General features: G+C 62.1%; 20 protein-coding genes. 8 read left to right on the top strand and 12 right to left on the bottom strand.

Annotation, left to right across the window (positions count from 1 at the left end):
• The first annotated feature begins 70 nt into the window (after positions 1–70).
• Complete coding sequence (locus MTP16_RS09940; protein WP_243519122.1) at positions 71–2,638, top strand: T9SS type A sorting domain-containing protein; 2,568 nt, start codon at positions 71–73, stop codon at positions 2,636–2,638.
• An 88-nt stretch (positions 2,639–2,726) separates the two neighbouring features.
• Here MTP16_RS09940 and MTP16_RS09935 read toward each other — a convergent pair whose 3' ends face one another.
• The 3 genes from MTP16_RS09935 to MTP16_RS09925 form a co-directional block, all read right to left on the bottom strand.
• On the bottom strand, positions 2,727–3,779 hold the full coding sequence (locus MTP16_RS09935) for an NAD(P)-dependent alcohol dehydrogenase (protein ID WP_243519108.1): 1,053 nt from the start codon (positions 3,777–3,779) through the stop codon (positions 2,727–2,729).
• 150 nt (positions 3,780–3,929) lie between these two features.
• Complete coding sequence (locus MTP16_RS09930) at positions 3,930–4,640, bottom strand: DUF1990 domain-containing protein (RefSeq protein ID WP_243519105.1); 711 nt, start codon at positions 4,638–4,640, stop codon at positions 3,930–3,932.
• Positions 4,633–5,208: a DUF1990 family protein gene (locus MTP16_RS09925; protein ID WP_243519102.1), complete on the bottom strand. Its 576-nt coding sequence runs from the start codon at positions 5,206–5,208 to the stop codon at positions 4,633–4,635. Before MTP16_RS09925 ends, MTP16_RS09930 begins: the two co-directional genes overlap by 8 nt.
• A gap of 129 nt (positions 5,209–5,337) precedes the next feature.
• Here MTP16_RS09925 and nfi point away from each other — a divergent pair, with 129 nt between their 5' ends.
• Positions 5,338–6,027 carry a deoxyribonuclease V gene (nfi, locus tag MTP16_RS09920; protein WP_243519099.1) on the top strand — a complete coding sequence of 230 codons (690 nt, stop codon included), beginning with the start codon at positions 5,338–5,340 and terminating at the stop codon, positions 6,025–6,027.
• 29 nt (positions 6,028–6,056) lie between these two features.
• On the opposite strand, the gene MTP16_RS09915 is transcribed toward nfi, so the two are convergent.
• From MTP16_RS09915 to MTP16_RS09905, 3 genes are all read right to left on the bottom strand, one after another.
• On the bottom strand, positions 6,057–6,944 hold the full coding sequence (locus tag MTP16_RS09915; protein ID WP_243519096.1) for a glutamate--tRNA ligase family protein: 888 nt from the start codon (positions 6,942–6,944) through the stop codon (positions 6,057–6,059).
• Between the two features lie 11 nt (positions 6,945–6,955).
• Positions 6,956–7,909: a bifunctional helix-turn-helix transcriptional regulator/GNAT family N-acetyltransferase gene (locus tag MTP16_RS09910; RefSeq protein WP_243519082.1), complete on the bottom strand. Its 954-nt coding sequence runs from the start codon at positions 7,907–7,909 to the stop codon at positions 6,956–6,958.
• Between the two features lie 76 nt (positions 7,910–7,985).
• Entirely contained in the window at positions 7,986–8,378 is a 393-nt protein-coding gene (locus tag MTP16_RS09905; RefSeq protein ID WP_243519079.1) for a VOC family protein, read from the bottom strand.
• A 101-nt stretch (positions 8,379–8,479) separates the two neighbouring features.
• Here MTP16_RS09905 and MTP16_RS09900 point away from each other — a divergent pair, with 101 nt between their 5' ends.
• From MTP16_RS09900 to MTP16_RS09880, 5 genes are all read left to right on the top strand, one after another.
• Positions 8,480–9,811: a serine hydrolase domain-containing protein gene (locus MTP16_RS09900; protein ID WP_243519076.1), complete on the top strand. Its 1,332-nt coding sequence runs from the start codon at positions 8,480–8,482 to the stop codon at positions 9,809–9,811.
• A gap of 102 nt (positions 9,812–9,913) precedes the next feature.
• Entirely contained in the window at positions 9,914–11,386 is a 1,473-nt protein-coding gene (locus MTP16_RS09895; RefSeq protein WP_243519073.1) for a complex I subunit 4 family protein, read from the top strand.
• Between the two features lie 120 nt (positions 11,387–11,506).
• A complete protein-coding gene (locus MTP16_RS09890) occupies positions 11,507–12,907 on the top strand; it encodes an NADH-quinone oxidoreductase subunit N (protein ID WP_243519071.1) in 1,401 nt (466 codons plus the stop codon).
• Positions 12,908–13,031: 124 nt separating this feature from the next.
• Positions 13,032–13,679: a hypothetical protein gene (locus MTP16_RS09885; RefSeq protein WP_243519069.1), complete on the top strand. Its 648-nt coding sequence runs from the start codon at positions 13,032–13,034 to the stop codon at positions 13,677–13,679.
• A 209-nt stretch (positions 13,680–13,888) separates the two neighbouring features.
• Positions 13,889–14,560 carry a M15 family metallopeptidase gene (locus tag MTP16_RS09880; protein ID WP_243519068.1) on the top strand — a complete coding sequence of 224 codons (672 nt, stop codon included), beginning with the start codon at positions 13,889–13,891 and terminating at the stop codon, positions 14,558–14,560.
• A 73-nt stretch (positions 14,561–14,633) separates the two neighbouring features.
• Here MTP16_RS09880 and MTP16_RS09875 read toward each other — a convergent pair whose 3' ends face one another.
• The 6 genes from MTP16_RS09875 to purH form a co-directional block, all read right to left on the bottom strand.
• A complete protein-coding gene (locus MTP16_RS09875; protein WP_243519066.1) occupies positions 14,634–15,350 on the bottom strand; it encodes a 3-ketoacyl-ACP reductase in 717 nt (238 codons plus the stop codon).
• 213 nt (positions 15,351–15,563) lie between these two features.
• Positions 15,564–17,417, bottom strand: coding sequence for a penicillin-binding protein 2 (gene mrdA / locus MTP16_RS09870; protein WP_243519064.1), 1,854 nt, complete (start codon positions 17,415–17,417; stop codon positions 15,564–15,566).
• Between the two features lie 140 nt (positions 17,418–17,557).
• Complete coding sequence (locus tag MTP16_RS09865) at positions 17,558–18,040, bottom strand: hypothetical protein (protein ID WP_243519062.1); 483 nt, start codon at positions 18,038–18,040, stop codon at positions 17,558–17,560.
• Positions 18,041–18,081: 41 nt separating this feature from the next.
• The gene (gene mreC / locus MTP16_RS09860; RefSeq protein WP_243519061.1) at positions 18,082–19,020 is read right to left on the bottom strand and encodes a rod shape-determining protein MreC; all 939 of its coding nucleotides are present in this window, start codon (positions 19,018–19,020) and stop codon (positions 18,082–18,084) included.
• A gap of 154 nt (positions 19,021–19,174) precedes the next feature.
• Positions 19,175–20,200, bottom strand: coding sequence for a rod shape-determining protein (locus tag MTP16_RS09855; protein WP_243519057.1), 1,026 nt, complete (start codon positions 20,198–20,200; stop codon positions 19,175–19,177).
• A 365-nt stretch (positions 20,201–20,565) separates the two neighbouring features.
• A complete protein-coding gene (purH, locus tag MTP16_RS09850) occupies positions 20,566–22,101 on the bottom strand; it encodes a bifunctional phosphoribosylaminoimidazolecarboxamide formyltransferase/IMP cyclohydrolase (protein WP_243519054.1) in 1,536 nt (511 codons plus the stop codon).
• Positions 22,102–22,288: 187 nt separating this feature from the next.
• On the opposite strand from purH, the gene MTP16_RS09845 reads away from it, so the two are divergent.
• Positions 22,289–23,503: an acyl-CoA dehydrogenase family protein gene (locus MTP16_RS09845; protein WP_243519051.1), complete on the top strand. Its 1,215-nt coding sequence runs from the start codon at positions 22,289–22,291 to the stop codon at positions 23,501–23,503.
• Positions 23,504–23,526 lie beyond the last annotated feature (23 nt).

Below are 23,526 nucleotides of genomic sequence, written 5' to 3'. Positions count from 1 at the left end.
CCTGACGCCTGATTAATCTATAACTTTGCAGGGAAGTGTGTCTTTCCTGCTTAGTTATCATTTTAATCTTATGCGTCTTTTCTACTCCTGTCTACTAGCCCTGCTGCTGAGCGGCAGCGGCTGGCTTTCGGCCGTTGCCCAACAGCTCGACCCCGGCTTTGCCCCCAGCCGGCTCACGGCGCCGGGCGGGGGCGTGCTCACCAGCCTCAAGCAGGCCGATGGCAAGGTGCTCATTGCCGGCTTTTTTCAGCTGATGAACGGCCAGCCGTCGCCCTGCCTGGCCCGGCTCAACGCCGATGGCAGCCCCGACCTCGCGTTTCGGGCGCAGGCGGGCAGTGGCCCCAACGCTACCGTAACGGCCCTGGCCCAGCAGCCCGACGGTAAAATCCTGGTGGCCGGCGAGGGCTACCTCTCCGGCTACAACGGCGTGGCGGCCCAAAACATCATCCGCCTCAACGTCGACGGCAGCCGCGATGCTTCGTTTGGTTCGAGTGGGGCCGGGTGGCGTGGGCCGGTGCGCAGCATGGCCGTGCAGGCCGATGGCAATATTCTGGTGGGCGGCGAGCTGCTGTCCACCTTCGACGGGCAGCCCACCAACGGAATGGTGCGGCTGCTGCCCAGCGGCCAGCGCGACGCCAGCTTCTCCATTGGCACCGGGTTCACCAGCCCCACGGGTGGCTACGGCCAGGCCCGCCGCATCATTGTGCAGCCCGACGGCAACATCCTGGTGGCCGGGCAGTTCGATGCCGTGAACGGGCAAACCAGTTTCAACATTGTGCGCCTCACGCCGACCGGCGCCCGCGATGTCACCTTCACTTCGCCGCTCACCAGCACCGGGTTCGTGTTCGACATGGTGCGGCAGGCTGACGGCAAAATCCTGGTGGGGGGCACCACCATCACCAGCCGCGGCGACGTGCTGACCCGCCTGCTGCCCAGCGGCGCGCTGGACCCCGTTTTTGCCACGGTGGGCTCGGGCGGCGTGGTGTTCAGCCTGGGGCAGCGCGCCGACGGCACCATTCTGGTATCGGGCTCTTTCAGCACCTTGGGCACCGAGCCCCGCTACGGCCTGGCCCGCCTGACCACGATAGGGCTGGTGGATGCCACGTTTGCGGCGCCAGCCAGCTCCGGCAACAGCGGCGCCACCATCATGAACGTAAGCGAGCTGAACAGCGGCCAATACCTAGCCATTGGGTTTTTCAACGTGCTGGGCGGCCAGAATGCCAACGGCGCGGCGCGCCTGCTGGCCAACGGGGCTACCGATACCAGCTATTCGCTGCTGTTGGAAAACATCGTTTATGCGGGGCTGACGCCGCAAAACAATGGCCAGCTAGTTATCGATACTTATACTTCGCTCTCTTTCAATGGCCAGGTGGTAAGCACCTCCACTGATTCGCCCTTCCACCGCATCAATGCCGATGGTACCTACAACACGCAGATAGCGCTGCCGCCCGCCTACACCCGCACCGGCGGCTCAGAGTATCCATACAGCGCCTTTCCGCAGCCTGATGGCACTTTCTACACCGTTTACCAGAACAGCGACAGCACCGCCCTGGTGCGCCGCGTGCTGGCTAATGGCACTTTCGACGCGGCCTTCACGGCGGCTGAGCTGAAGTGGAGCCGGCCCTATCCGTACAACCCTTTGGGCGCCACCATTGCCCTGCACCCCGCCGGCGGCTTGCTGGTGAGCAGCAATGCCACCAAAGTTAACGGCCAGAGCCGCACGGTGCTGACCCGCCTCAACGCCAACGGCACCGTTAACACCCAGTTTGCGCCGCCCGCTGGTGCTGCGTGGCAAGTGCCCAGCGTGGGCACGGGCAACACGGCCGGCTACCGCTACGCCGTGGGCCTGGCCAACGGCCAGACGCTGGCCGTGTGGAACGACGCCACCCGCAGCTACGTGACGCGCTTGAACCTCGACGGCACCATCGACAACAGCTTCTCCATTGGCAGCGGCGGCGGCCCGGCTTCGCTGTTTAGCATTGGGCCCCTGACCGGCGGCAAAATCCTGGTAAACGGCGACTTCACCACCTTCAACGGCCAGGCCGCGCCCAACGGCCTGCTGCGCCTGCTGCCCAGCGGCGCCCCCGATGCCAGCTTCACGGCCGCCAACGCCGCCCACAGCTTTGTGGAGCAGCCGGACGGCAAGCTGCTGGTGGTAGCGCCCGGCGCCACCTCCCAAACCGAGCGGCTGGTGCGCCTCACCACCACCGGCAGCCTCGACGCGGGCTTTCAGCCCGTCACCATCGGCAACGAGTCGTTTTCGCCCGCCGCGGCCATTGTTTACCTGCAGCCCGGCACCAACGCCGTGGTACTCGGCGGCAACTTCACCAGCGTGGCCGGGCAGCCGCGCTTCGGCCTCGCCCGCCTCGTGAACACCGCGCTGGCCACGCGCGCCGCCACGGCCGTGCCGCTGGCCGAGGTGTTCCCCAACCCGGCCCACGAGCGGCTCAGCCTGCGCCTGCCGGCCCCGCCCACCGGCCCGCTGCTGCTGAACGACTTGCAAGGCCGGTTGGTGCGCCGCTGGCCGCTCTCCCAGGCCAGCAGCACCGTGCCGCTGACCGGCCTGGCCCCCGGCGTGTACCTGCTGGGCGCCACCACCACGGCTGGCCAAAGCTGGCAGCGCCTTGTAATTGAGTAGCCAACTGTTGTTATAAATTTATTGAAAAGTAAAAAGCCGGCTTCCCTTACGGGAGGCCGGCTTTTTTTATGTTCGACTGAGCCTAACGCTAGTTGTCAAGCGTGGCCAAATCAATCACGAAGCGGTACTTCACGTCGCCTTTCAGCATGCGCTCGTAGGACTCGTTGATGTCCTTGATGTCAATCAGTTCGATGTCGGACATGATGTTGTGCTCGGCGCAGAAGTCCAGCATTTCCTGCGTCTCGGCAATGCCGCCGATGAGCGAGCCGGCAATGCGGCGGCGCTTACCGATGAGCTGGAAGGCATGCACCTGCGGCGCTTCGGGCGGCACGCCCAGCAGAATCATGGTGCCGTCGCGGCGCAGCAGGTTCAGGTAGGCGGCCAGGTCGAGTGGGGCCGATACAGTGTTGATGATGAAGTCGAAGTAGTTGCGCACTTCTTTCAGCTGGGCGGCGTCCTTGGTCACCACAAACTTGTGGGCGCCCAGCTCTTTGGCGTCGGCTTCTTTGTTGGGCGAGGTGCTGAGCACCGTCACTTCGGCGCCCATGGCGGCGGCCAGCTTCACGGCCATGTGGCCCAGGCCGCCGAGGCCCATCACGGCCACGCGGTGGCCGGGGCCCACCTTCCACTGCCGCAAGGGCGAGTAGGTGGTGATGCCGGCGCAGAGCAGCGGCGCCACGCGGGCCAGGTCGAGCTTGTCGGACACCTTGAGGGTGTACTTTTCATCCACCACAATCTGCGAGGAGTAGCCGCCGTAGGTGGGGCGGCCGGTTTGGGGCTCGATGCCGCCGTAGGTGCCCACCATGCCGGTGGTTTCGCAGTACTGCTCCAGGCCTTCCTGGCAGCTGGGGCAGGTGCGGCAGGAGTCAACCATGCAGCCCACGCCGGCCAGGTCGCCCACTTTGAAGTTCTTCACGTGGTCGCCCACCTTGGTCACGCGGCCCACAATTTCGTGGCCGGGTACCATCGGGAATACGGAGCCGCCCCACTCGTCGCGGATTTGGTGCAGGTCGGAGTGGCACACGCCACAGAATTGAATATCAATCAGTACGTCGTGCGGGCCCACGTCGCGGCGCTCAAAGTTGAACGGTTCTAGAGGGACATTGACGGCCGGTGCGGCGTAAGCTTTCGTTGGAAGCATTTGGGGAAGGGTTAAGTGTTAAGAACTGACTTGAGAAGTGAGAACGTCATGCCGAGCGCAGCCGAGGCATCTCGCTTGCGGTAGTAACTCCATCGACTGGGTTCACTTCGGTACGCGAGCTGCCTTGGTTGTACTCGGCATGCCGAGTATTCAAGTGTCGCTAGAACCCGCCGACGCGTTCAAGGTTTGCGGCAGCGGCTGGCCGGCTAGCTGCGCGCCCACCAATTCCCGCATCCGGCGCTGCGACTCGCGGGCGAACTTGCGCTGCAGCATGCGCCCGAACAGCTTGAAGCCGAGCCAATAGAACGGGTTGCGAATCTGCCCGGGCTGCGACACGGCGTGGATGCGGAACTGCACCGCCCCGGTGGTCAGGTTTTTGTGAATGGTAAAGTCAATCTGGCCACGCTCGAAGTGGCCTTCGAGGGTGCGGTAGCCGTAGCCCCACACCCGCTCGGGGCCGTCGGGCGTGTCGCGGGCTGCCTCGTCGGTCACGTCACTCACGCGCACGCCGAAGTAGAAATTAAAAAAAAGGAAGCGAGCCCGCAGCACCATAATGCGCTTTTCGAGCGGGGTTTCGGGGTCGAAATAACCGGTGATGAGGTCGGGCGGCGGGAAGGCGTAACGCTTTAGCACCTCCTGCGCGGCAGCGAAGGAGCCGGCCGCTTCGGGCGGGCCGGGGGCTTCGGCGGGCAGGTCGGTGGCGTAATCGTCGAGGCGCCAGCCGGTTTCGCTGGTGTACTCGCTTTGGCGGGCAAAATCGTAGTTGACTTTGGCCTCGCTGTATGACTCGATTTGGGCGCGGTACTGCTCCCAGGCGGCGGGCTTGGCCGAAGCGGGAACGGCAGCAATTTGGTCAGGCATGGCGGGTATGCTCGGTGTGGCCGGCCTCGTCGTGCCGGAAGGTTTCAACCACTACGTTGCCGAGGGCCTGGCCGCCGCTGGCTTCTGCCACCCGCTGGCAGAACTCCGTCCAGGTGGCTTCCTGCAGCAGCTTGCCGCCGCCAATGGTATCGTAGGCAAAGGCCACCAGCCCGTCGCGCGAGCGGGCCGAGGAGCGGATTTCAAACCGCAGCACGTCGGGCCGTTCGTCGAGGTAGTGGGTTTCGAAGCGGATACGGCCGGCTTCGGGGTGGCCTTCGAGGGTAATGAATTCGAACGCCGTGGCGCTTACGTCAGTGACGCGCACGCAGCCGTTCCAGGGACCCAGGATTTTGATGCTGAACTCGTCGCCAGCCTTCAGGTCGTCGTCGCCATCTTTTTTCTTAAAATCGGCCAGCACCCCAGGCGAAAAGCGGGGCACGTCGGCCTGCACCTCGGCCATGAGCTGGGCGGGCGTGAGGCGGGGGCGGGCAACATCGATAAAATAGCGACGCTCCAGCAGCGGGCCGGAGCCGGTGGCAGCGGGTTGCTCAGCAGTGGGTTCAGACATAGCCAACGAAGAAACGTATGGCCCTCATACGCCCCGCACCGCCGGAAGATGCTACAGATGGGCTTTTCGACTTTGAAAAGCAGTCCTCCCGAACTGAACATTTAAAACTCAATCCTCAACACTCCCCGAATGGCCTACTACCGCCCCCCCGGCCCCCCACCCGACCCCGTCCTCGTTAAAAGCCTGACCGAGCAGCAACACGAAATGCGCCAGCGCGTGCGCCACGAGCCGCTGGCGCAGGAGCCGCGCCTCATTGCGGGCTGCGACTCCTCATTTCCCACGCCCGACACCATCCTGTCGGTGTTTGTGGTGCTGAAATTTCCCTCGCTGGAGTTGGTCGAAAAAGTGTACAACTACGGCCCCGTCGACATGCCCTACGTGCCCGGCTTCCTCTCCTTCCGCGAGGCGCCCAACGTCATCCACACCTTCGCCAAGCTCCAAAACAAGCCCGATGTAATGATGGTGGACGGCCACGGCATTGCGCACCCGCGCCGCATGGGCATTGCCGCCCACCTGGGCGTGCTGCTCGATATGCCCACCTTCGGCGTGGCCAAGCAGAAGCTGACCGGTGCGTTTGAGGAGCCCGGCATAACGCGCGGCAGCATCACGGAACTGCTCGACACTAAATCCGGCGAGGTCATTGGCGAAGTCATTCGCAGCAAAGACAAGGTGCTGCCGCTGTTCGTGAGCCCCGGCCACCGCTGCGACCAGGCCACCGCCACGCGCCTCACGCTGGCCTGCCTGCGCGGCTACAAGCTGCCCGAACCCACCCGCCTGGCCGACCATTGGGCCGAAGAATTCAAAAAGGAGGTGCGGTAAATCAATCGCGCGAAACCGAACGCTCGGTCCTACTCCCGGCGAGAGAGGCCGGGCGTGCGGCTGAACGCCTGAAGCAACGTTTCCAACGACTCCCCCGCTGCGGCCGGCAGCTTCAGCAGCTCTGCTACCGACCCAAACACGGCCCGCTGGCCCTCGCGCTGCGCAAGGATGCCGGCATTCACCGGCAGCTGCGCCGATTTCGACAGCTTTTGCCCGGCCTCGTTCGTCAGCAGCGAGTGATGGCCGAACTGAACGCGCAAAGCATTAAAAGCAGCCATTTCGGAAAGCTGGCCGGCTAGCCACAATTGCGCGGCCGTGCTGGGCTGCAAATCGAGCCCGCGCACAATGAGCGTGGTGCCGAGGCGCAAGTCATCCACCACCGACGCTACCTGGTAAGCGGCTACACCATCCTTTTTGCGAACGACAAAATCTGGCATCAGCGCACCCAGCGGAACATTGGCTTCGCCCTGCCAAGCGTCTTTGAACCGGATTTCGGTATGCGCCGGCACGTGTGCTCGCCACGCGGCGCCCGGTATTTCGAGCGCAACAAAGGCTTCGGGGCCACCGGTGCGGGTACGTTGACTGGCATACACCAAGCCCGGCTGCTGGGCCAAGCGACGCAGCACGCGGTTGTACTCGGGCAGGTGCAGCAGCTGCGAATGGTGGCGCAGGAAGTCGTCGGGGCCGCTGGGGCCGTGGTCATAGTTGATACCCAGCCAGTCGATGACGCGGAAGATGTTATCCAGATATGCTGGGCGCAGCCGGGCGCGGTCCAAGTCATCGATGCGCAGGTGCAGCGTGCCGCCGGCTTGGCGCGTGAGCAGCCAGGTGAGCACAAAGTTCACGGCATTGCCGAGGTGCAGGTAGCCGCTGGGCGTGGGCGCGAGGCGCGAAACGACGGGTTCCGAAGTAGCCATTGGCCGCCAAGTTAGCGCAGCAGCAATTCCATCTGCACGTCGGCACGGGCGTAGGGCGACGGATTCGGCTCGGCCAAATCCTGAAAGCCTAGCTTGCGGTAGAGCGCCAGCGCTGGTTTCAATATGGCGTTGCTTTCCAAGTACACGCGGGTACCGCCAAAGTCGCGCACCCGCTGGATGGCCGCCTGGCCCAGCAGAAAGCCAATCTGCTGCCCCTGCGCGGCCGGCGACACAGCCATTTTGGCCAGCTCGTAGCTGCGGCCGTCGTCCATCTTAATTAGGGCGCAGGTGCCCACCACCTGGCCATGCAGCTCGGCCAGCAGGATGCCGCCGCCCGGCTCTAGGATGTATTCTTCAGGATGGTCGAGCGCCTTTAAGTCGGCCGGTTCCAGCTTAAAGTAGCGCGAAATCCATTCCTCATTTAGCTGCCGGAAAACGGGCTGGTCGCCGGTCCGGAAGTCGCGGAGTGTCACGGGCGAGGCTTCGCGCTGCTGCCGGGCCTGCGCCACCCAGGTGCGCAGGCTTTGCTGCTGCAGCTGCGCCTCCAGGCGGTCGAGGGCCTGCCATAGGTCTACATCGGCTTCGGCCAGCAAGGCTTGCATGCTGCGGCGCACGTCGTCGGTTTGGGCGCGTAGCCGGGGCAGCATTTCCTGGCCCAGCGGGGTGAGGGTCATGAGCCGCCGGCGCTGGTCGTGCGCATCGGTGCGCATGGTCAGCAAGCTATGACGCACCAGTTCCTTCACAATCTGGCTGACCGAGGCGTGGGTATGGCCAATCTGACTGGCAATCTCATTGCTGGAAATGCCGGGCCGGTGCGCCACCAGATAAAACACCGGGTACCAGCGCGGCTGAAATTCTAAATTGTAATCGGTGTAAATCGTGGCCGCCTCGCTGGTAAAATATTCGCTCAGCCGCCGCAACCGGCTACCCAGGGCTACGGGCCCAAGCTGCTGTAAGAAATCCATAGCTGTTTTATGTAAGCACTTACACAAAAGTAGCAATCGGATTTATATCCGCAATTCTAGCCGGTGATTTTGTGGGCTATAATGCCCACGCCGCCTGCTGCAACACCACGCGGTAGCCATCGGGGTCTTCGAAGGTGCGGCCTTGCTGGTCCCAGTATAGGTTGTAAGAAGGAACCGGCGCAAACCCAGCAGCTGCCATACGTTGCACCACAGCTTGCCATTCCGCTGCGTCGGGCAAGTAGAAAATGAGCAGGTTGTCGGCTGTGGGAGCGCGGCCTACGCTGTGGCCGGGCTGATGCGTGAACTCCAGATGGTAGGGCGCCTGCGGGTGGCCCAGCATCACGCCATCGAAACCGTTGTGGGCCGAGAAGGAAGCCAATTGTTGGAGACCCAGGCCGTCGCAATAGAAGCGCAGCAGCGCAGGCAGGTTATCGGTGGGCCGGGCCACGCGCAGGATGGGATGATTCATGTCTATGGCAAAACAGTTGCTAGCTGGATTAGTCAATCCATTAAACCGGTAGCTGGTCAGCAAGTCTAGGTAGATATTCGATTGTAAAGACCTTTGCGCCGATGAAAAAACTGCTACTCGCTTGCTGCTGCCTCCTGGGCTTGCTTTTGAGTGATAATCCGGCTCAGGCCCAAACCCAGACGCTCTACTTTCCTTCCCTCACCGGCAGTACCTGGGCCAGCACCACGCCCGCCAGCCTGGGCTGGTGCCAGCCGCAGCTCGATTCGCTGCTGGCTTTTGCCGGGCGCAAGGGCAGCAAGTCGCTGCTCATTCTAAAAGATGGGCGCATGGTGGTGGAGCAATACTACGGCACTTACACCGCCGATTCAGTCTGGTACTGGGCCTCGGCGGGCAAGTCGCTCACGGCCACACTGGTGGGCCTGGCGCAGCAGGACGGCATTCTGAGCCTCAACGACAGCACCTCCCGCTACCTGGGCCGCTGGACCAGCGCCACCCGTCCCCAGCAACGCCAGATTACCATCCGGCACCAACTCACGATGACCACCGGGCTCGACGACACCCCGCCCGCGCCCTGCGACAACGAAAGCACCACGCCTAGCTGCCTGCGCTACCTCGCCCCGTCCGCCACGCGCTGGGCCTACCACACCGGCGCCTACCGCACCCTGCAAGACGTGCTCACGCAAGCCAGCGGCGCCAGTAGCATGACGCAATACACCAACCAGCGCCTCGGCAACCGCATTGGCATGACGGGCGTGTGGGTCAACGATGTGTATTACAGCAAAGCCCGCAGCATGGCCCGGTTCGGCCTCTTCATCCTAGCCCGCGGCGCCTGGAACGGCACTCAGATTATGACTGATGGCGCCTACTTCCAGGCCATGACCACCCCCAGCCAGACGATGAACCGCAGCTACGGCTACCTCTGGTGGGTCAACGGCCAGGCCAGCTACAAGCTGCCCGGCTCGCAGCTGACTTTCTCGGGGTCTTTCACACCGGCCGCACCCGCCGACATGATTGCCGCCCTTGGCAAAAACGACCAAAAGATTTACGTGGTGCCCAGCCTGGGGCTCGTGGTGGTGCGCCAGGGCCAGTCGGCGGGCCAGCGCACCCTGGCCGCGTCGTCGTTCGACAACGAGCTCTGGACGAAAATCATGGCCGTGTTCTGCCGCCCCATGGCCACGGCAGCTTCTTCCGAAGCCGCCAGCTACGGCGCTTTCCCCAATCCCGCCGTCGAAATCCTTACCCTGCGCCAGCCCGCCCCAACCGCCGTCAACGTGCGCCTGCTCGACGCGTTGGGCTGCCAAGTGCGCCGCCAGCCGACGGCCGGAATCGAGACTTCCGTTTCAGTAGCGGCTTTGGCACCGGGGCTTTACACGGTGCAGTGGCTTGATGCCGCGGGGCGCGTGCTGGCCAGCCGCCGGGTGGCCCGACTGTAGAACTTGCACAAAAACAGTGCACCCTTGCGGGTCAATGCGTAAGTTTGCGCTCAATTTGCGGGCCGGTTTCCCGGTGCCGCTGCTGCCCTTCTGCTATTGCCGATGCTGACTGCTGTTCTGCTTTTCCTCCCTTTGGCCGCCGCGCTGCTGCTGCTGCTCACCAAGGGAGCCACCGCCCGGGCCCTCGCGCTGGGCGCCTCGCTCATCGAATTTGGCCTCGCGGTGTACACCGCCTTCGCCTTCAAAAACAGCGGCGCTGCCGGCTTCGACCTCAACTACAGCTGGATTCCCTCGGCCGGCATCAACTTTCACCTTGGCCTCGACGGCCTGAGCTTGCTGCTGGTGCTGCTCACCACCTTTCTGGTTCCGCTTATCCTGCTCAGCGCCTTCAAGCGCGATTTCGACAACCCGACGGCCTTCTACGCCCTCGTGCTGTTCATGCAAACCGGCCTGCTGGGCGTGTTCACCTCGCTCGATGCTTTCCTATTCTACTTCTTTTGGGAAGTGGCCCTCATTCCGATTTACTTCTTGGCCGGTGCCTGGGGCGGCGAGCGTCGCGTGGCCATTACCCTCAAGTTCTTCTTGTACACCGTGGTAGGCTCGCTGCTGATGCTGGCCGGCTTCGTGTACCTGTACCTGCAAACCGGCCCTGCCGCCGGCTCGCTGGCCGCGCACTCCTCGGAGCTGTCGGCCTTTTACAGCCTGAAACTAAGCGCCGCCGAGCAGTCGTGGCTGTTCTGGCTGATTTTCGCGGCCTTCGCTGTGAAGATGCCCATCTTCCCCTTCCACACCTGGCAGCCCGACACCTACACCGACGCCCCCGCCCCGGCCACCATGCTGCTCTCGGGCATCATGCTGAAAATGGGCATCTACGGCACCATGCGCTGGCTGCTTCCTGTCGTGCCGCTGGGCGTGAGCCAGTGGCAGAAGCCGGTTATCATCCTTTCGGTCATCGGCATCATCTATGGCGCCATCATCGCCATTCGCCAGCGCGACGTGAAGCGCCTCATCGCCTACTCCTCGCTCTCGCACGTGGGTTTAATGGCTGCCGGCGTGTTCTCGCTCACTGCTACCGGCCTGCAGGGCACTGTGGTGCAGATGCTGGCCCACGGTGTGAACGTGGTGGGCATGTTCTTCATCGCCGACGCCATTGAGCGCCGCACCGGCACCCGCTACATCCCCGACCTCGGCGGCCTCACCCGTCGCACGCCCGTGCTGTCCGTTTGCTTCCTGGTGATGTTGCTGAGCACCGTGGCCCTGCCGCTCACCGGCGGCTTCGTGGGCGAATTTCTGCTGCTGGCCGGCGTGTATCAATACAACGCCTGGGTGGGCGCCGTGGCCGGCCTCACCATCATTTTCTCGGCCGTGTACCTGCTGCGCATGTTTCAGCGCGTGATGCTCGGCCCCGATTCGGCCTTCTCCGAAACCATCACCGACCTCACCGGTAGCGAGCTGCTGGTGCTGGTGCCGCTCATCGCGCTGGTGTTCTGGATTGGCCTGTTTCCGAACTCGTTCCTGCACCTGGCCGAGCCGGCCGTTGCAAGCATATTAGAAGTAGTCGCCCGCGGCCGCTAACCCCTCCCCATCCCCTCCCCTCCGGGGGAGGGGCTTTTGATTTACTTCAGTTAAAAGCCCTGAAATCTCCAGGCTCCCCCTCTCCCGGAGGGGAGGGGGCCGGGGGTGGGGTTACCCGATATGACCTCCATCATTCTCCTCTCCGTCTTCGGCATCGTCAACCTGTTCCTGGGCTTCCTGCGCTCGAACAAGGTGCTGCTGCCCGGCGCTATGCTGCTGCTGCTGGCCGTGTTCGGGGCCAACTACGCCGACTGGAACAGCGAGCCCGCGTCGTACTTCAACCACATGCTGGTGGTCGACCACTACACGGTGGCCTTCACCGGCATTGTGCTGCTCACGGCCATTGTGCTGTTGCCCTTCTCGCGCAGCTACGTGGTTTCGGGCGAGCCTAACCTGGCCGAATACTACGCCCTGCTGCTGTTCTCGTTGGTGGGCGCCATCATGATGATAGGCTACGACCACCTGCTGATGCTATTCGTGGGCATTGAAATCCTGAGCATCAGCATGTACGTGCTGGCTGGCAGCAGCAAGCGCGACTCGCGCTCCAACGAAGCCGCCCTCAAGTATTTCCTGATGGGCGCGTTTGCAACCGGCATTTTGCTCTTTGGCGTGGCGCTGCTCTATGGTGCTACCGGCACTTTTGCCCTCTCGCAGCTGGCCGCTGCCGTGGCCGCCCCAGCCAATGCCAGCCTGCAGCCCATGCTCTACATCGGCATTCTGATGATGATTATCGGCATCGGCTTCAAGGTGTCGGCCGCGCCGTTCCACTTCTGGACGCCCGACGTGTACGAGGGCACGCCCACCTTTTTCACTGCCTTCATGAGCACGGTGGTGAAGACGGCCGGTTTTGCCGCCTTCCTCAAGCTGCTGGCCGTGGCCCTGCCAGCGGCTCAGGGCTTCTGGATGCCCACCATTCAGGCCATGTGTGCCCTCACGCTGCTACTCGGCAACGTGGGCGCGGCCGCCCAAGACAGTCCCAAGCGTATGCTGGCCTACTCCAGCGTGAGCCATGCCGGCTACTTGCTCATCGGCCTCGTGGCCAGCAAAGGCGTGCTGAAAGGCGAAGCCGCCAGCGCCATTTTCTTCTACTCGCTGGCTTACTCCATCGCTACCGTAGCATCCTTCGGCGTGCTGAAACTGGTGAACGACCACCGCCAAAACGACTCTTACGCCGGCCTCAACGGCCTGGGTCGCACCAACCCGCTACTGGCCTTTGTGATGACGGTGGCCATGCTGTCGCTGGCCGGCATCCCGCTCACGGGGGGCTTCTTTGGCAAGTTTTTCCTGCTGGCGGCGGCCGTGGGTCAGGGCTATATCGGTCTTGTAGTATTCGCCGTCATCATGAGCATGGTGGGCCTCTATTACTACCTGCGCCCGCTCATCGCCATGTACCTGCGCCCGGCCGACGAAAATGCCACCCCCGTGCCGGTGGACGGTATTCAGTCGGCGACGTTGGTGGTGCTGGCGCTGCTCACCATCATCCTCGGCATTGCACCGGGCTTTTTGAGCGGGCTGCTTTAGAAACCCGCCTTCGAAATACTGAAAAGGCGACCCGTACGGGTCGCCTTTTTTATTGGTTCATTGCTGTCATTTAAAACCGACTACTAACTTCCGTCTTGGTTCTTTAGAAAAAGCACCGGCAATTATGCGGAGTCTGTTTATTCGCTCAATAGCGGGAGGTTTCCTCTTTTGGTTTTTAGTAGTTGGCTGCGAAAGCAAAAGAACTTCGACAGCAGAAACACCAGCCTCCGCAGTCACCCCGAAACGAGCAGATTCACTTGTGGCCGCGCAAACTCACCCGACCGATACAACCGTGGATGCATCAGATGAGCTTCGTTCGGAAGACGTACCAGCCCTGCATATTCCGCTCGAGGAACGGAAGGCTGTTGCGCCTGGCTTGGTCGTTATTATCAAATCCATACGGCCAGCAGATACGGTAATTATTCGCGAGCCGAGTGATTTGAAACTGACCTTTACCATCAAGCGCAACAACCGGATTATTTACCGCGACACGGCTAATGATGGCCTGATGTATGACTATTACGCGCTGCCTACAACCGAGAAACTTTATCCCATCTGGGTGCCCACTGGCGAAGGCAATGGAGAGCTTCTTGTTGCTTTCAACAACCGTCCGTCATTGGAATTAGCCCGACGCTTCCACATCGTAAACGGCCAGATTGCTAAAATTGACACCTTGGTAGCATTCAACGACTCGGCCAAAGACTGGGACCATGACGGCAAGTTGGAGTACTATGGAATAGAAGATTCCGGTGAGGAATGGGATGACGCCTAAGGCCGCCGTCGAATGGTTTACAATCCTCGGCTATACTATGAAATCCGACCCACGGGCCTGTTCCTCGACTCGGCCCTTACCGAACGCAATGCGCGAGCAGACTACGGAGTATTTCAAGGGTTTCATTACGCTGCTACCCCTGGCATTTTGTTCAGCAAGCTTCCCAAGGGCAGTCGCATGCGGCAACCATAAAATCATTGACCCAAACAGTGATATCAGTTCGAATGGAAATCTGCCACCCCTTTCTGTATCTCTGGCTGACGTGTTGCCTGAGCCTCTTCAGCAGCTGCGCGGCCCAGCCACCGCGCGAAACGGGCGTTTCTAGGGCTTCGGAACTGGTAGAACTGACCCAGCTCGACCCCACTATTAAGCTGGATATTCGCTACGCCACGGCGCACAACTTCATGGGCCGGGTGCTCTACCCGCAGGCGCGGGCGTTTCTGCAGCGGCCGGCAGCCGAGGCGCTGGTGCAAGTGAATGCGGAGCTAAAGCCGCTGGGCTACTGCCTGCTAGTGTTTGATGGCTACCGGCCCTGGCGCATCACCAAGCAGATGTGGGACCACACGCCGGTAGCCAAGCGGGAGTTTGTGGCCGACCCGCGCAAGGGCTCGCGCCACAACCGCGGCTGCGCCGTTGACCTAAGCCTCTGGGATATCGCGGCCAATAAGGAAGTGCCGATGCCGGGCGAATACGACGAGATGAGCCCCCGCTCATACGTGGCCTACGCGGGCGGCACCCAAGTCCAACGGGCCGCCCGCGACCTATTGCGCGCCCGCATGGAAGCCCACGGCTTCGCGGTGCTGCCGGCGGAGTGGTGGCATTTTGACTACAAGGATTGGAAGGCATACCCGATTCAGGACGTGCCGTTTGAGCGCTTATAGCACTCCTGAAAAACACAGCGCCCCCGCAACACACGTTACGGGGGCACTTTGGCAACTCAAGAAACCGCAATAATTACGGATTGGTCGACCACATGCCGGCTTCCTTGATGAAGATGCGGCGGTTCAGCTTGAGCTGCGACACAATGAATTCGGCCAGGTCTTCGGGCTGCATCACCTTGTCGGGGTTGCCGTCGGTGAGGTTGTTGTTCATCGACAGGGGCGTGGCCACGGTGCTGGGCGTGAGGGCCGACACGCGGATGTTGTGCTTGCGCACCTCCTGCATCAGGGCTTCGGTGAGGCCCATCACGGCGAACTTAGAGGCGCTGTAGGCACTGCTGCCGGCGGCGGCGCGCAGGCCGGAGGTAGAGGAAATATTGATGATGTCGCCGGCCTGACGCTGAATCATGTCGGGCAGCACGGCGCGGGTCACGTAGTAGGTACCGAACAGATTGACCTGTACAATTTGCTCCCACTTTTCGGGCTCCATCTCCAGAAACTTGGCGAAGCTGCCGATGCCGGCGTTGTTGATGAGGATGTCGATGGGTCCGAGTTCCTGGTGGATTTTGGCCACGGCCACGTTCACGGCGGTGCGGTCGGCCACGTCGGCCACGGCGGTGGCCACGTTGCCGCCAGCGGCAATTATTTCGGCGGCTACTTCTTGCAGGTCGCTATCGGTGCGGGCCAGCAGGCCTACTTGCGCGCCTTCGGCGGCCAGGGCGAGGGCCACGGCGCGGCCAATGCCTTTGCCGGCGCCCGTGACGAGGGCAACTTTTCCTTGCAGGGATTCCATGGTGTTTTTGGTGTTGATTTGGGAGGTGCTACAACGCGGTAGGCGCGCTAATTGTTAGCGTAGTTCTAACGGGGGCCTCGCCCCCAGCCCCCCACTCCCAAAGGAGCGGGGGAGTCAGGCCACTTCTCATTCGTACATAACCGGTGCTCCCTCTCCATCGGGGAGAGGGTCAGGGGTGAGGCCCCACGTCTGAACATAAACAGCTTCCGATGCCTAGTGCAGCTTCTTGGTAAAGTCGCCGTACATCACCCAATCTTCCCAGCGGTGGCGGTAGCCGGCCACTTTGCCGCGCAGGTACTTCTCAATCATGAGGCCGGCGGCAGGGGCGGCGCTGGTGCCCCCGAAACCGCTGTTCTCGATGAACACGGCGATGGCAATTTTCGGGTCGTTCACCGGGGCGAAGGCGGCGAAGGTGGCGTGGTCGAAGCCGTGGGGGTTTTGCACGGTGCCGGTTTTGCCGGCCACCGAAATGCCCAGCTCGGCCAGCGAGGCCAGGTTGCCGGTACCGCCGTTGCCGTCCACCACCATCTGCATGCCCGGGATGATGTACTTGAAGAGCGAAGTATCGACGGCCGTGTAATGCTTCTGGCGAAACTGCGGCAGTGGGCCGCCGTTGCCGATGCTGCGCACGAAATGCGGCGTGTAGTACCAGCCGCGGTTGGCAATGGTGGCCAGCACGTTGGCCATCTGCACGCCGGTGATGCCGATTTCACCCTGCCCGATGCTAAGCGAGTACACGTTGCGGTAGCTCCAGCGGTGCTGGCGGTTTTCCTTCTTGTTGAAGAACTTCTTGTCGTAGAATTCCGGCGAGGGTATCAGGCCGCGCTTTTCCTGGAGCATGTCCACGCCCAGCTTTTCACCCAGGCCGAAGGTTTTCACCATCTTCTGCCACTGGCCCAGGCCAATGTGCGTGTCCTCGTATTTATTCTTTCCCTGCCCGCGCAGCACCGCCGCCTGCATCACCTGGTAGAAGTAAGGGTTGCAGCTGTTTTTGATGGCAATGCTCACGTTGGCCGGGTACTCGTGGCGGTGGGTGCAGCGCACCAGCCGCTGGTTGCACTCGAAGCCGGTGCCCGGCTGCACCACGCCCAGCTGCAGCGCCACCAGTTCATTCACCAGCTTAAACACCGAGCCGGGCGGGTAGGTGGCCATCAGCGGGCGGTCGAACAGCGGTTGTTCGGGGTTGTTGAGCAGTTCCATGTAGCGGTTGCCCGAGCCCTTACCGGTCAGCAAGTCCGGCTTGTAGTGCGGGGCCGAAACGAAGGCCAGAATCTCGCCCGTCTTGGGGTCGATGGCCACGATGGAGCCGCGCCGGCCGCCCAGCAGCTTCTCGCCATAAGCCTGCAGCTCGGCGTCAATGCTTAGGTGCAAATCCTGCCCGGCCACGGAAAGCGTGTCAAATTCGCCGTCGCGAAACTTGCCTTTCTCGATGCCGCGCACGTTCACCATCTTGTACTGCACGCCGCGCCGCCCCATCAGGATGGGCTCGTAATAAGATTCCAGGCCCGAAATCCCGATGTTTTCGCCAGGCTGATACTTGGCATACTTGGGCTTCTCCAGCAGCGCCGGCGTGATGGAGCCCACGTAGCCCAAGGCGTGGGCTAGGTTGGCCGTGCGGTAGGCCCGCGCCATGCGCGCCTGGACGCGGAAGCCCGGGAAGTCAGCCAGCCGGTCGGAAATAGCCGCCAGGTCGCGCGTAGTCAGGTTTTGCACCACCGGCGAGGGCTTGTTGCGCGAGTACTTCTTGGCAATCCGCAGGCTATTGCGCAAGTCTTCCTGCGGAATCTGCAGCAGCTCGCAAAAGCGGGCCGAATCGAGTTGCTTCACCTCGCGGGGCACCACCATAAGGTCGTACACGGGCTCATTTTGCACCAGCAGCTGGTCTTTGCGGTCGTAAATCAGGCCGCGGTAGGGTATCTGCACCAACCGCTGCAGGGTGTTCTTATCAGCAGCCAGCTTGTATGTGCCGTCCATCACCTGCATGAAAAACAAGCGGGTGAGGAAGACGAGCACCACAATTAAGAAGATGCCTTGTACGACGTATTTACGGCCTTCTAGGTATTGCATTACGCGGTATTCTCTGGGACGTCATGCCGAGCGCCGCCAAGGCATTTCGCTCGCATCGTTGCACTGTTTTAATTACTTCGGCACGCCAGATGCCTCGGCGGCGCTCGACATGACGTTCTTTTCTATCTCTATCAAAACCACTAGCTCCGTCCCCGGCGCACCGGAAAAAACAAAAGCTGCACGATTAACAACGCCAACCCGGTAAAGAGTGCGCTCACAAATATCTTTCCTAGCGTGAGGCCGATGTGGCGGAAGCTGCCCAGCTCCAGAATGAAGAAGGCGGCGTGATGCAGCAGCACCAGCAGCGTGAGGTACACGGCGAACCACTGCCAGCCCATCTGGTGCACGTTCACCGTATCGGCCGAATCGTAGCCGTCGCGCGGGGTGAGCAGGCGCAGCACCCAGGGCCGCAGGAAGCCCAGCAGCACGGCGGCCGCCGCGTGCAGCCCGCCCGTGTCGTAGAAAACATCCATCGTCAGCCCCATCGCAAACGACAACAGCAACTGCACCACAATAGGCGTGCGCAAGGGCAAAAACAGCAGGAAGCCCAAATAGAAAAAGCACCAGCCCAAGTCGAACAGCACCAGCCGGCTAATGAGCATCACGTGCAGGCCCGCGTACATCGCAAACCGCAGTATTTGGACGAAGATGAACCGCAGGCCACTCATTTGCGCTTCCCTCCTTCCGGCAGCATGCCCGCGTGCGCTTCCACGGTGTCGCGCTCGGCTTTGGGCCGGCTCGTCACCACATACACGTAGGTCAGGTTAGCAAAATTGACGCCCAGCCGCACCCGAATGGTCCAGAAATTCTTGTCCGGCTCCTTCACAAACGAATCGATGGTGCCAATGAAAATGCCTTCCGGAAACACCGCGTTGAAGCCCGAAGTCACTATTGTGTCGCCTTTCACCAGCTTGGTTTCGCGCAGCACGTTGTCGAGCAGGGCGTGGGTGGGGTCGTCGCCCAGCCACTTGATGGTGCCGAAGGTACCGTCACGCTTGATTTTGGAGGCAATTGTGGTTTTGGAGTGCAGCAGGCTGGCCACGGTGGCGTAGTGCTCCGTCACGGCCTGCACGCGGCCGGCTACGCCGCCCGCCGCCACCACGCCCAGGCCCTGTTGCACACCGTTGGCTGTGCCCACATTCAGGGTAAAAAAGTTATCTACATTACTGAGGCGGTTGTTGATAACCCGGGCCGGAATGAGTGGATAACTCGGGTCGCGGGCGGCTAGGCGCTGCAGGCCCAGCAGCAAGGTATCGGGGCGGCTGGCGGGGCGCTGGTAGCGCACGCGCCGCAGCGTATCGGTACGGGCCGGGGGCACGGCCACCGAGTCGGCCTCGCGCCTCATGGTGTCGGGCGGGTACAGCTGCTGGCGCAGGGCCGCATTTTCGGCCACCAGCTGCGTATTTAAATCTGCCAGGTGGAAGTAGTCCGTTATCTGCGTGCGGCGTTCCAGCACTATGCCCGCATAGGAATTGGCCGAATTAAAAAACGCCGCTCGCTGATACGAATTATTGGTAACGAATAAATAGATGCTAATTATTTCTAACAAGCCGAATACCAACGCCCCGCGAAAGCGAAATAGGAAAAGAAATAAATTCCGCACGGGTGGTAATTAATTATTTAGAAAAGCAACTGCTAAAAGAACGTCATGCTGAGCGCAGCCGAAGCCTCTCGCGTGCCGAAGTAATTAATTACTCTTCGCAGTAGAGATGCTTCGGCTACGCTCAGCATGACGGGCTGGCATTTTTGTTCTGAGACTAAGTCAGTAGCACACCTCGGAAGGCATGAATGTCCTTGATGGCTTTGCCGGTGCCGCGCACCACGGCGCGCAGCGGGTCTTCGGCAATGTGGATGGGCAGCTTGGTTTTGGCCGCGAGGCGCTTGTCGAGGCCGCGTAGCAGCGCGCCGCCGCCGGTGAGGTGAATGCCGTTTTCGTAAATGTCGGCCGACAATTCGGGCGGCGAGATTTCGAGGGCTTTCAATACGGCTTCCTCAATTTTGGCCACCGATTTATCGAGGGCAATGGCAATTTCTGAGAACGTGACTTTGATAACTTTCGGAATGCCGGTCATCAGGTCGCGGCCGCGCACTTCGTGGTCGGGCGGAGCCACGTCGAGCTCGGTGAGGGCGGCGCCTACCTCAATCTTGATGCGCTCGGCCGAACGCTCGCCAATGAGCAGGTTGTGCTGGCGGCGCATGTAGTCGAGGATGTCTTGATTGAACACGTCGCCGGCCGTCTTAATCGACTGGTCGCACACGATGCCCGACAAGGCGATAACCGCAATTTCGGTGGTGCCCCCTCCAATGTCGATAATCATCGAGCCCACGGGCTGCTCCACGTCGATGCCGATGCCAATGGCGGCGGCCATGGGCTCCTGAATCATCCAGACTTCCTTGGCGCCGGCGTGCTCGGCGGAGTCGCGCACGGCGCGTTTCTCCACCTCGGTGATACCCGAGGGAATGCAGATGACCATGCGGTGCGAGGGCTGAAACAACCGCGTGCGCGTGTCAATCATCTTAATCATGCCCTTAATCATTTCCTCGGCGGCGTGGAAATCGGCAATCACGCCATCCTTCAGCGGGCGGATGGTGCGGATGTTATCGTGGGTTTTTTCGTGCATCTGCTGGGCTTGGCGGCCCACGGCGATGACTTTATTCGTAGTTCGGTCTTTGGCGATGATGCTCGGCTCGTCCACCACGATTTTGTCGTTGTGAATGATGAGCGTATTGGCCGTGCCCAGGTCGATGGCGATGTCGCTGGTCAGGAAATTAAAGAAACCCATTGAGTTATATGCAATAAGGCGAGGCGTCGGCGGGGACCGAAGCGAAATAATGGGCAAAGGTACGGAAGGTTTGGGCCGGGTTGGTGAACGGGATTATGGGATTCTGCTAAGGGGGCTGCCTTGCCCGGCAGACATGTTAAGTCCGTCATTGCGAGTGGAGCGCAGCGCAACGCGGCAATCCGTCCTCTATTGCGACCAGCCCTGAATTGTGATAAAGTCTCCTTTTTTACCACAAAGCCCCGGCCCTTTTGCAAGGCCGGGGCTTTTGTTTGAGCGTTGTTACATTGAAAACTTGGTCGCTGAGAACCGGACGGATTGCCGCGTTCCGCTGCGCTCCACTCGCAATGACGGACGGCCTCTATCCCCTAGTGCTTGAAGTGGCGCATGCCCGTCAGCACCATGGCCATGCCCAACTCATCGGCAGCTTTGATGCTGTCGGCGTCTTTGATGGAGCCGCCGGGCTGCACCACGGCGCGGATGCCGGCGGCGCCGGCAATTTCCACGCAGTCGGGGAAGGGGAAGAAGGCGTCGGAGGCCATCACGGCGCCGTGCAGGTCGAAGCCGAAGGCGCGGGCCTTCTCAATGGCCTGGCGTAGAGCGTCTACGCGCGAGGTCTGGCCCACGCCGGAGGCCAGCAGCTGGCCGGCCCGGGCCAGCACGATGGTGTTGCTCTTGGTGTGCTTGCAAATTTTGGCGGCGAAAACCAGCGCCTCCGTTTCCTCGGCCGTGGGGGCCGATTGGGTGACGGTGCGGAAGTCGGCGGCCGTTTCGGTCTGGCGGTCGGCGTCCTGCTCGATGATGCCGTTAAGCAGCGTCTTAATCTGCTTCTTTGGAAACTCCACCGGCTTCTGCCGCAGCAAAATGCGGTTTTTCTTGCTCTGCAGCACGGGCAGCGCCTCGGCCGCAAAACCGGGCGCAATTAGCACCTCGAAGAACAACTGGTTCAGCTCGGCGGCGGTGGCCGCGTCCACTTCCTTGTTCACGATGATGACGCCGCCAAAGGCCGACGTCGGGTCACAGCTCAGGGCGTTTACGTAGGCGTCGCGCAGGGTGGCGGCCTGGGCTACTCCGCAGGCGTTGGTGTGCTTGAGGATGGCGCAGGCGGGCGCGCCGTCGCTGAATTCGGCCATGAGGGCCACGGCGGCGTCCACGTCCACTAGGTTGTTGTAGCTGAGCTGCTTGCCGTGCAGCTGGTCGAACAGCGCCGACAGGTCGCCGTAGAAGGTGCCGGCCTGGTGGGGGTTCTCGCCGTAGCGCAGGGGCGTGGCGGGCTGGGCACTGAGGCGTAGGGCCGCGCCGGCCACGGCCGTGTCCTGGCTCACGTATTTGAAAATCTCGGTGTCGTAGTGGGAGGTGGTGGCGAAGGCGGCGGCGGCGTAATGGCGGCGGTCGTCAAGGTCGGTGGCGCCTTCCTTCTGGGTTAGCAGCTCGGTCACGGCCTCGTACTGGTCGCGGCTACTGACTACCAGCACGTCGCGGAAGTTTTTGGCAGCGGCGCGTAGCAGGGAAATGCCGCCGATGTCGATTTTCTCGATAACGTCCTGCTCTTGGGCTCCACTGGCCACAGTTTCCTCAAACGGATAGAGGTCGACCACCACCAAGTCGATGGGCGGGATGCCGTGCTGCTCGGCCTGGGCCAGGTCACCATCCTCGTGGCGACGGTGCAATATGCCGCCGAACACCTTGGGGTGCAGCGTCTTCACCCGGCCGCCAAATACTTCGGGGAAGCCGGTCAGGTCTTCTACGGCGGTTACTTCAGCGCCTTCTTCTTCCAGGAATTTCTGGGTGCCGCCCGTGGAGTACAGCTGCACGCCGTGCTGCCGCAGCACTTGCACCAGCGGGGCCAGTCGGTCTTTGTGATACACAGAAAGCAGGGCGGCACGAATGGGGCGAGACGACATAAAAAGAAGGGAAAAGCTGGGCACAATTGCCGCCGCAAAGGTAAAGCCCCCACCCGCCGGCTTCCCAACCCGCGCATTACCGAATTATTACCCGCCAATAGCCGGCGGGGCTAGCAATGTGGAAAAATGAACAACGTGCGGCATTTTACGGTATAGCTTATCCTTCCCACTCCGTTTTCGCAAGTGTATGTCTGCCGATTTCATATATAGCCCTAGCGCCGAACTGGGCACCGGAGCCCCCGAAGCCGTCGCCTCGGCCGACTCGCCGGGCCCGTCGCGCGGGCCCGCCACACCTGCGCAAGCCGAGATGGCGGCGGCCCAGCTAGCTCCCAAGCTGTTTGCGCAAGCTGCCGCCACCGACGAGGTAGGCGCTTTCCCTAGTCAGGAATTTGCCTGGCTGCAAACGGCTGGCCTGCTCACGGCGGCACTTCCCGCCGACCTGGGCGGGGCGGGACTCAACGTGCCGGCAGCCACCCTACCACTGCTGCACACCCTGCAGCACATTGGACGCGGCAACCTGGCTGTGGGACGCGTCTACGAAGGTCATTTGAATGCGCTGCTGCTGATTCAGCAGCTGGGTACGGCGGCGCAGACGGCACGCTATGCAGCCGATGCCCGCGCCGGCAAGCTGTTTGGGATGTGGAACACCGAGATTGCAACCGATGGCGTACGATTGGAGGCCATGCCCAATGGCCGCTACCGCCTGCGCGGGGCCAAGACGTTTGCCTCGGGCGCGGGGTACCTGGCGCGGCCGCTCATCACCGGGGCGTTGCCGAAGGGCCGGGGCTGGCAGCTTTTCGTGCTGCCCGCCGATACGCAGGCGCCCGCGCTGGACCGCTCGTTCTGGCGGCCGCTGGGCATGCGGGCCACGGCCAGCTTCCGGGCCGATTTAACCGGGCTGGAAATTGGGCCCGACGACCTGATTGGCCCGCCCGATGCTTACTACCAGCAGCCGGCATTCAGCGGCGGCGCCATCCGGTTTGCGGCGGTGCAGCTGGGCGGCGCCGAGGCGGTGTTTGAGGAAACCTGTCGCTTTCTGCAGGGTTTGGGCCGCATCGACGACCCTTACCAGCGGCAGCGCCTGGGGGAGATGAGCATCGCACTGGAAAGCGGCCGCCAGTGGCTGCGCGGCGCGGCCGAGCACGCCGCCCGCCCCGGCGCCACCGCCGATGCTGAGGCCACCGTGGCTTATGCCAACATGATGCGCACCGCCATCGAAACCATTTGCCTCAACATGCTGCAACTGGCCGAACGTTGCGTGGGTGCCCGTGGCCTGCTGGAGCCCCTACCCTTCGAGCGCTTGCACCGCGACCTGACCCACTACCTGCGCCAGCCCGCCCCCGACGGCGCCCTGGCCGACGTGGGCCGTTTCGTACTCGAAGGCAAAACCTTCGTAAGCTAGCCTTCCCGCAAAAGCGGCTTTCC

Origin of the sequence: Hymenobacter monticola, from assembly GCF_022811645.1 — a bacterium.
Taxonomy (GTDB): domain Bacteria; phylum Bacteroidota; class Bacteroidia; order Cytophagales; family Hymenobacteraceae; genus Hymenobacter; species Hymenobacter monticola.
This window is presented reverse-complemented; position numbering and strand designations above follow the sequence as displayed.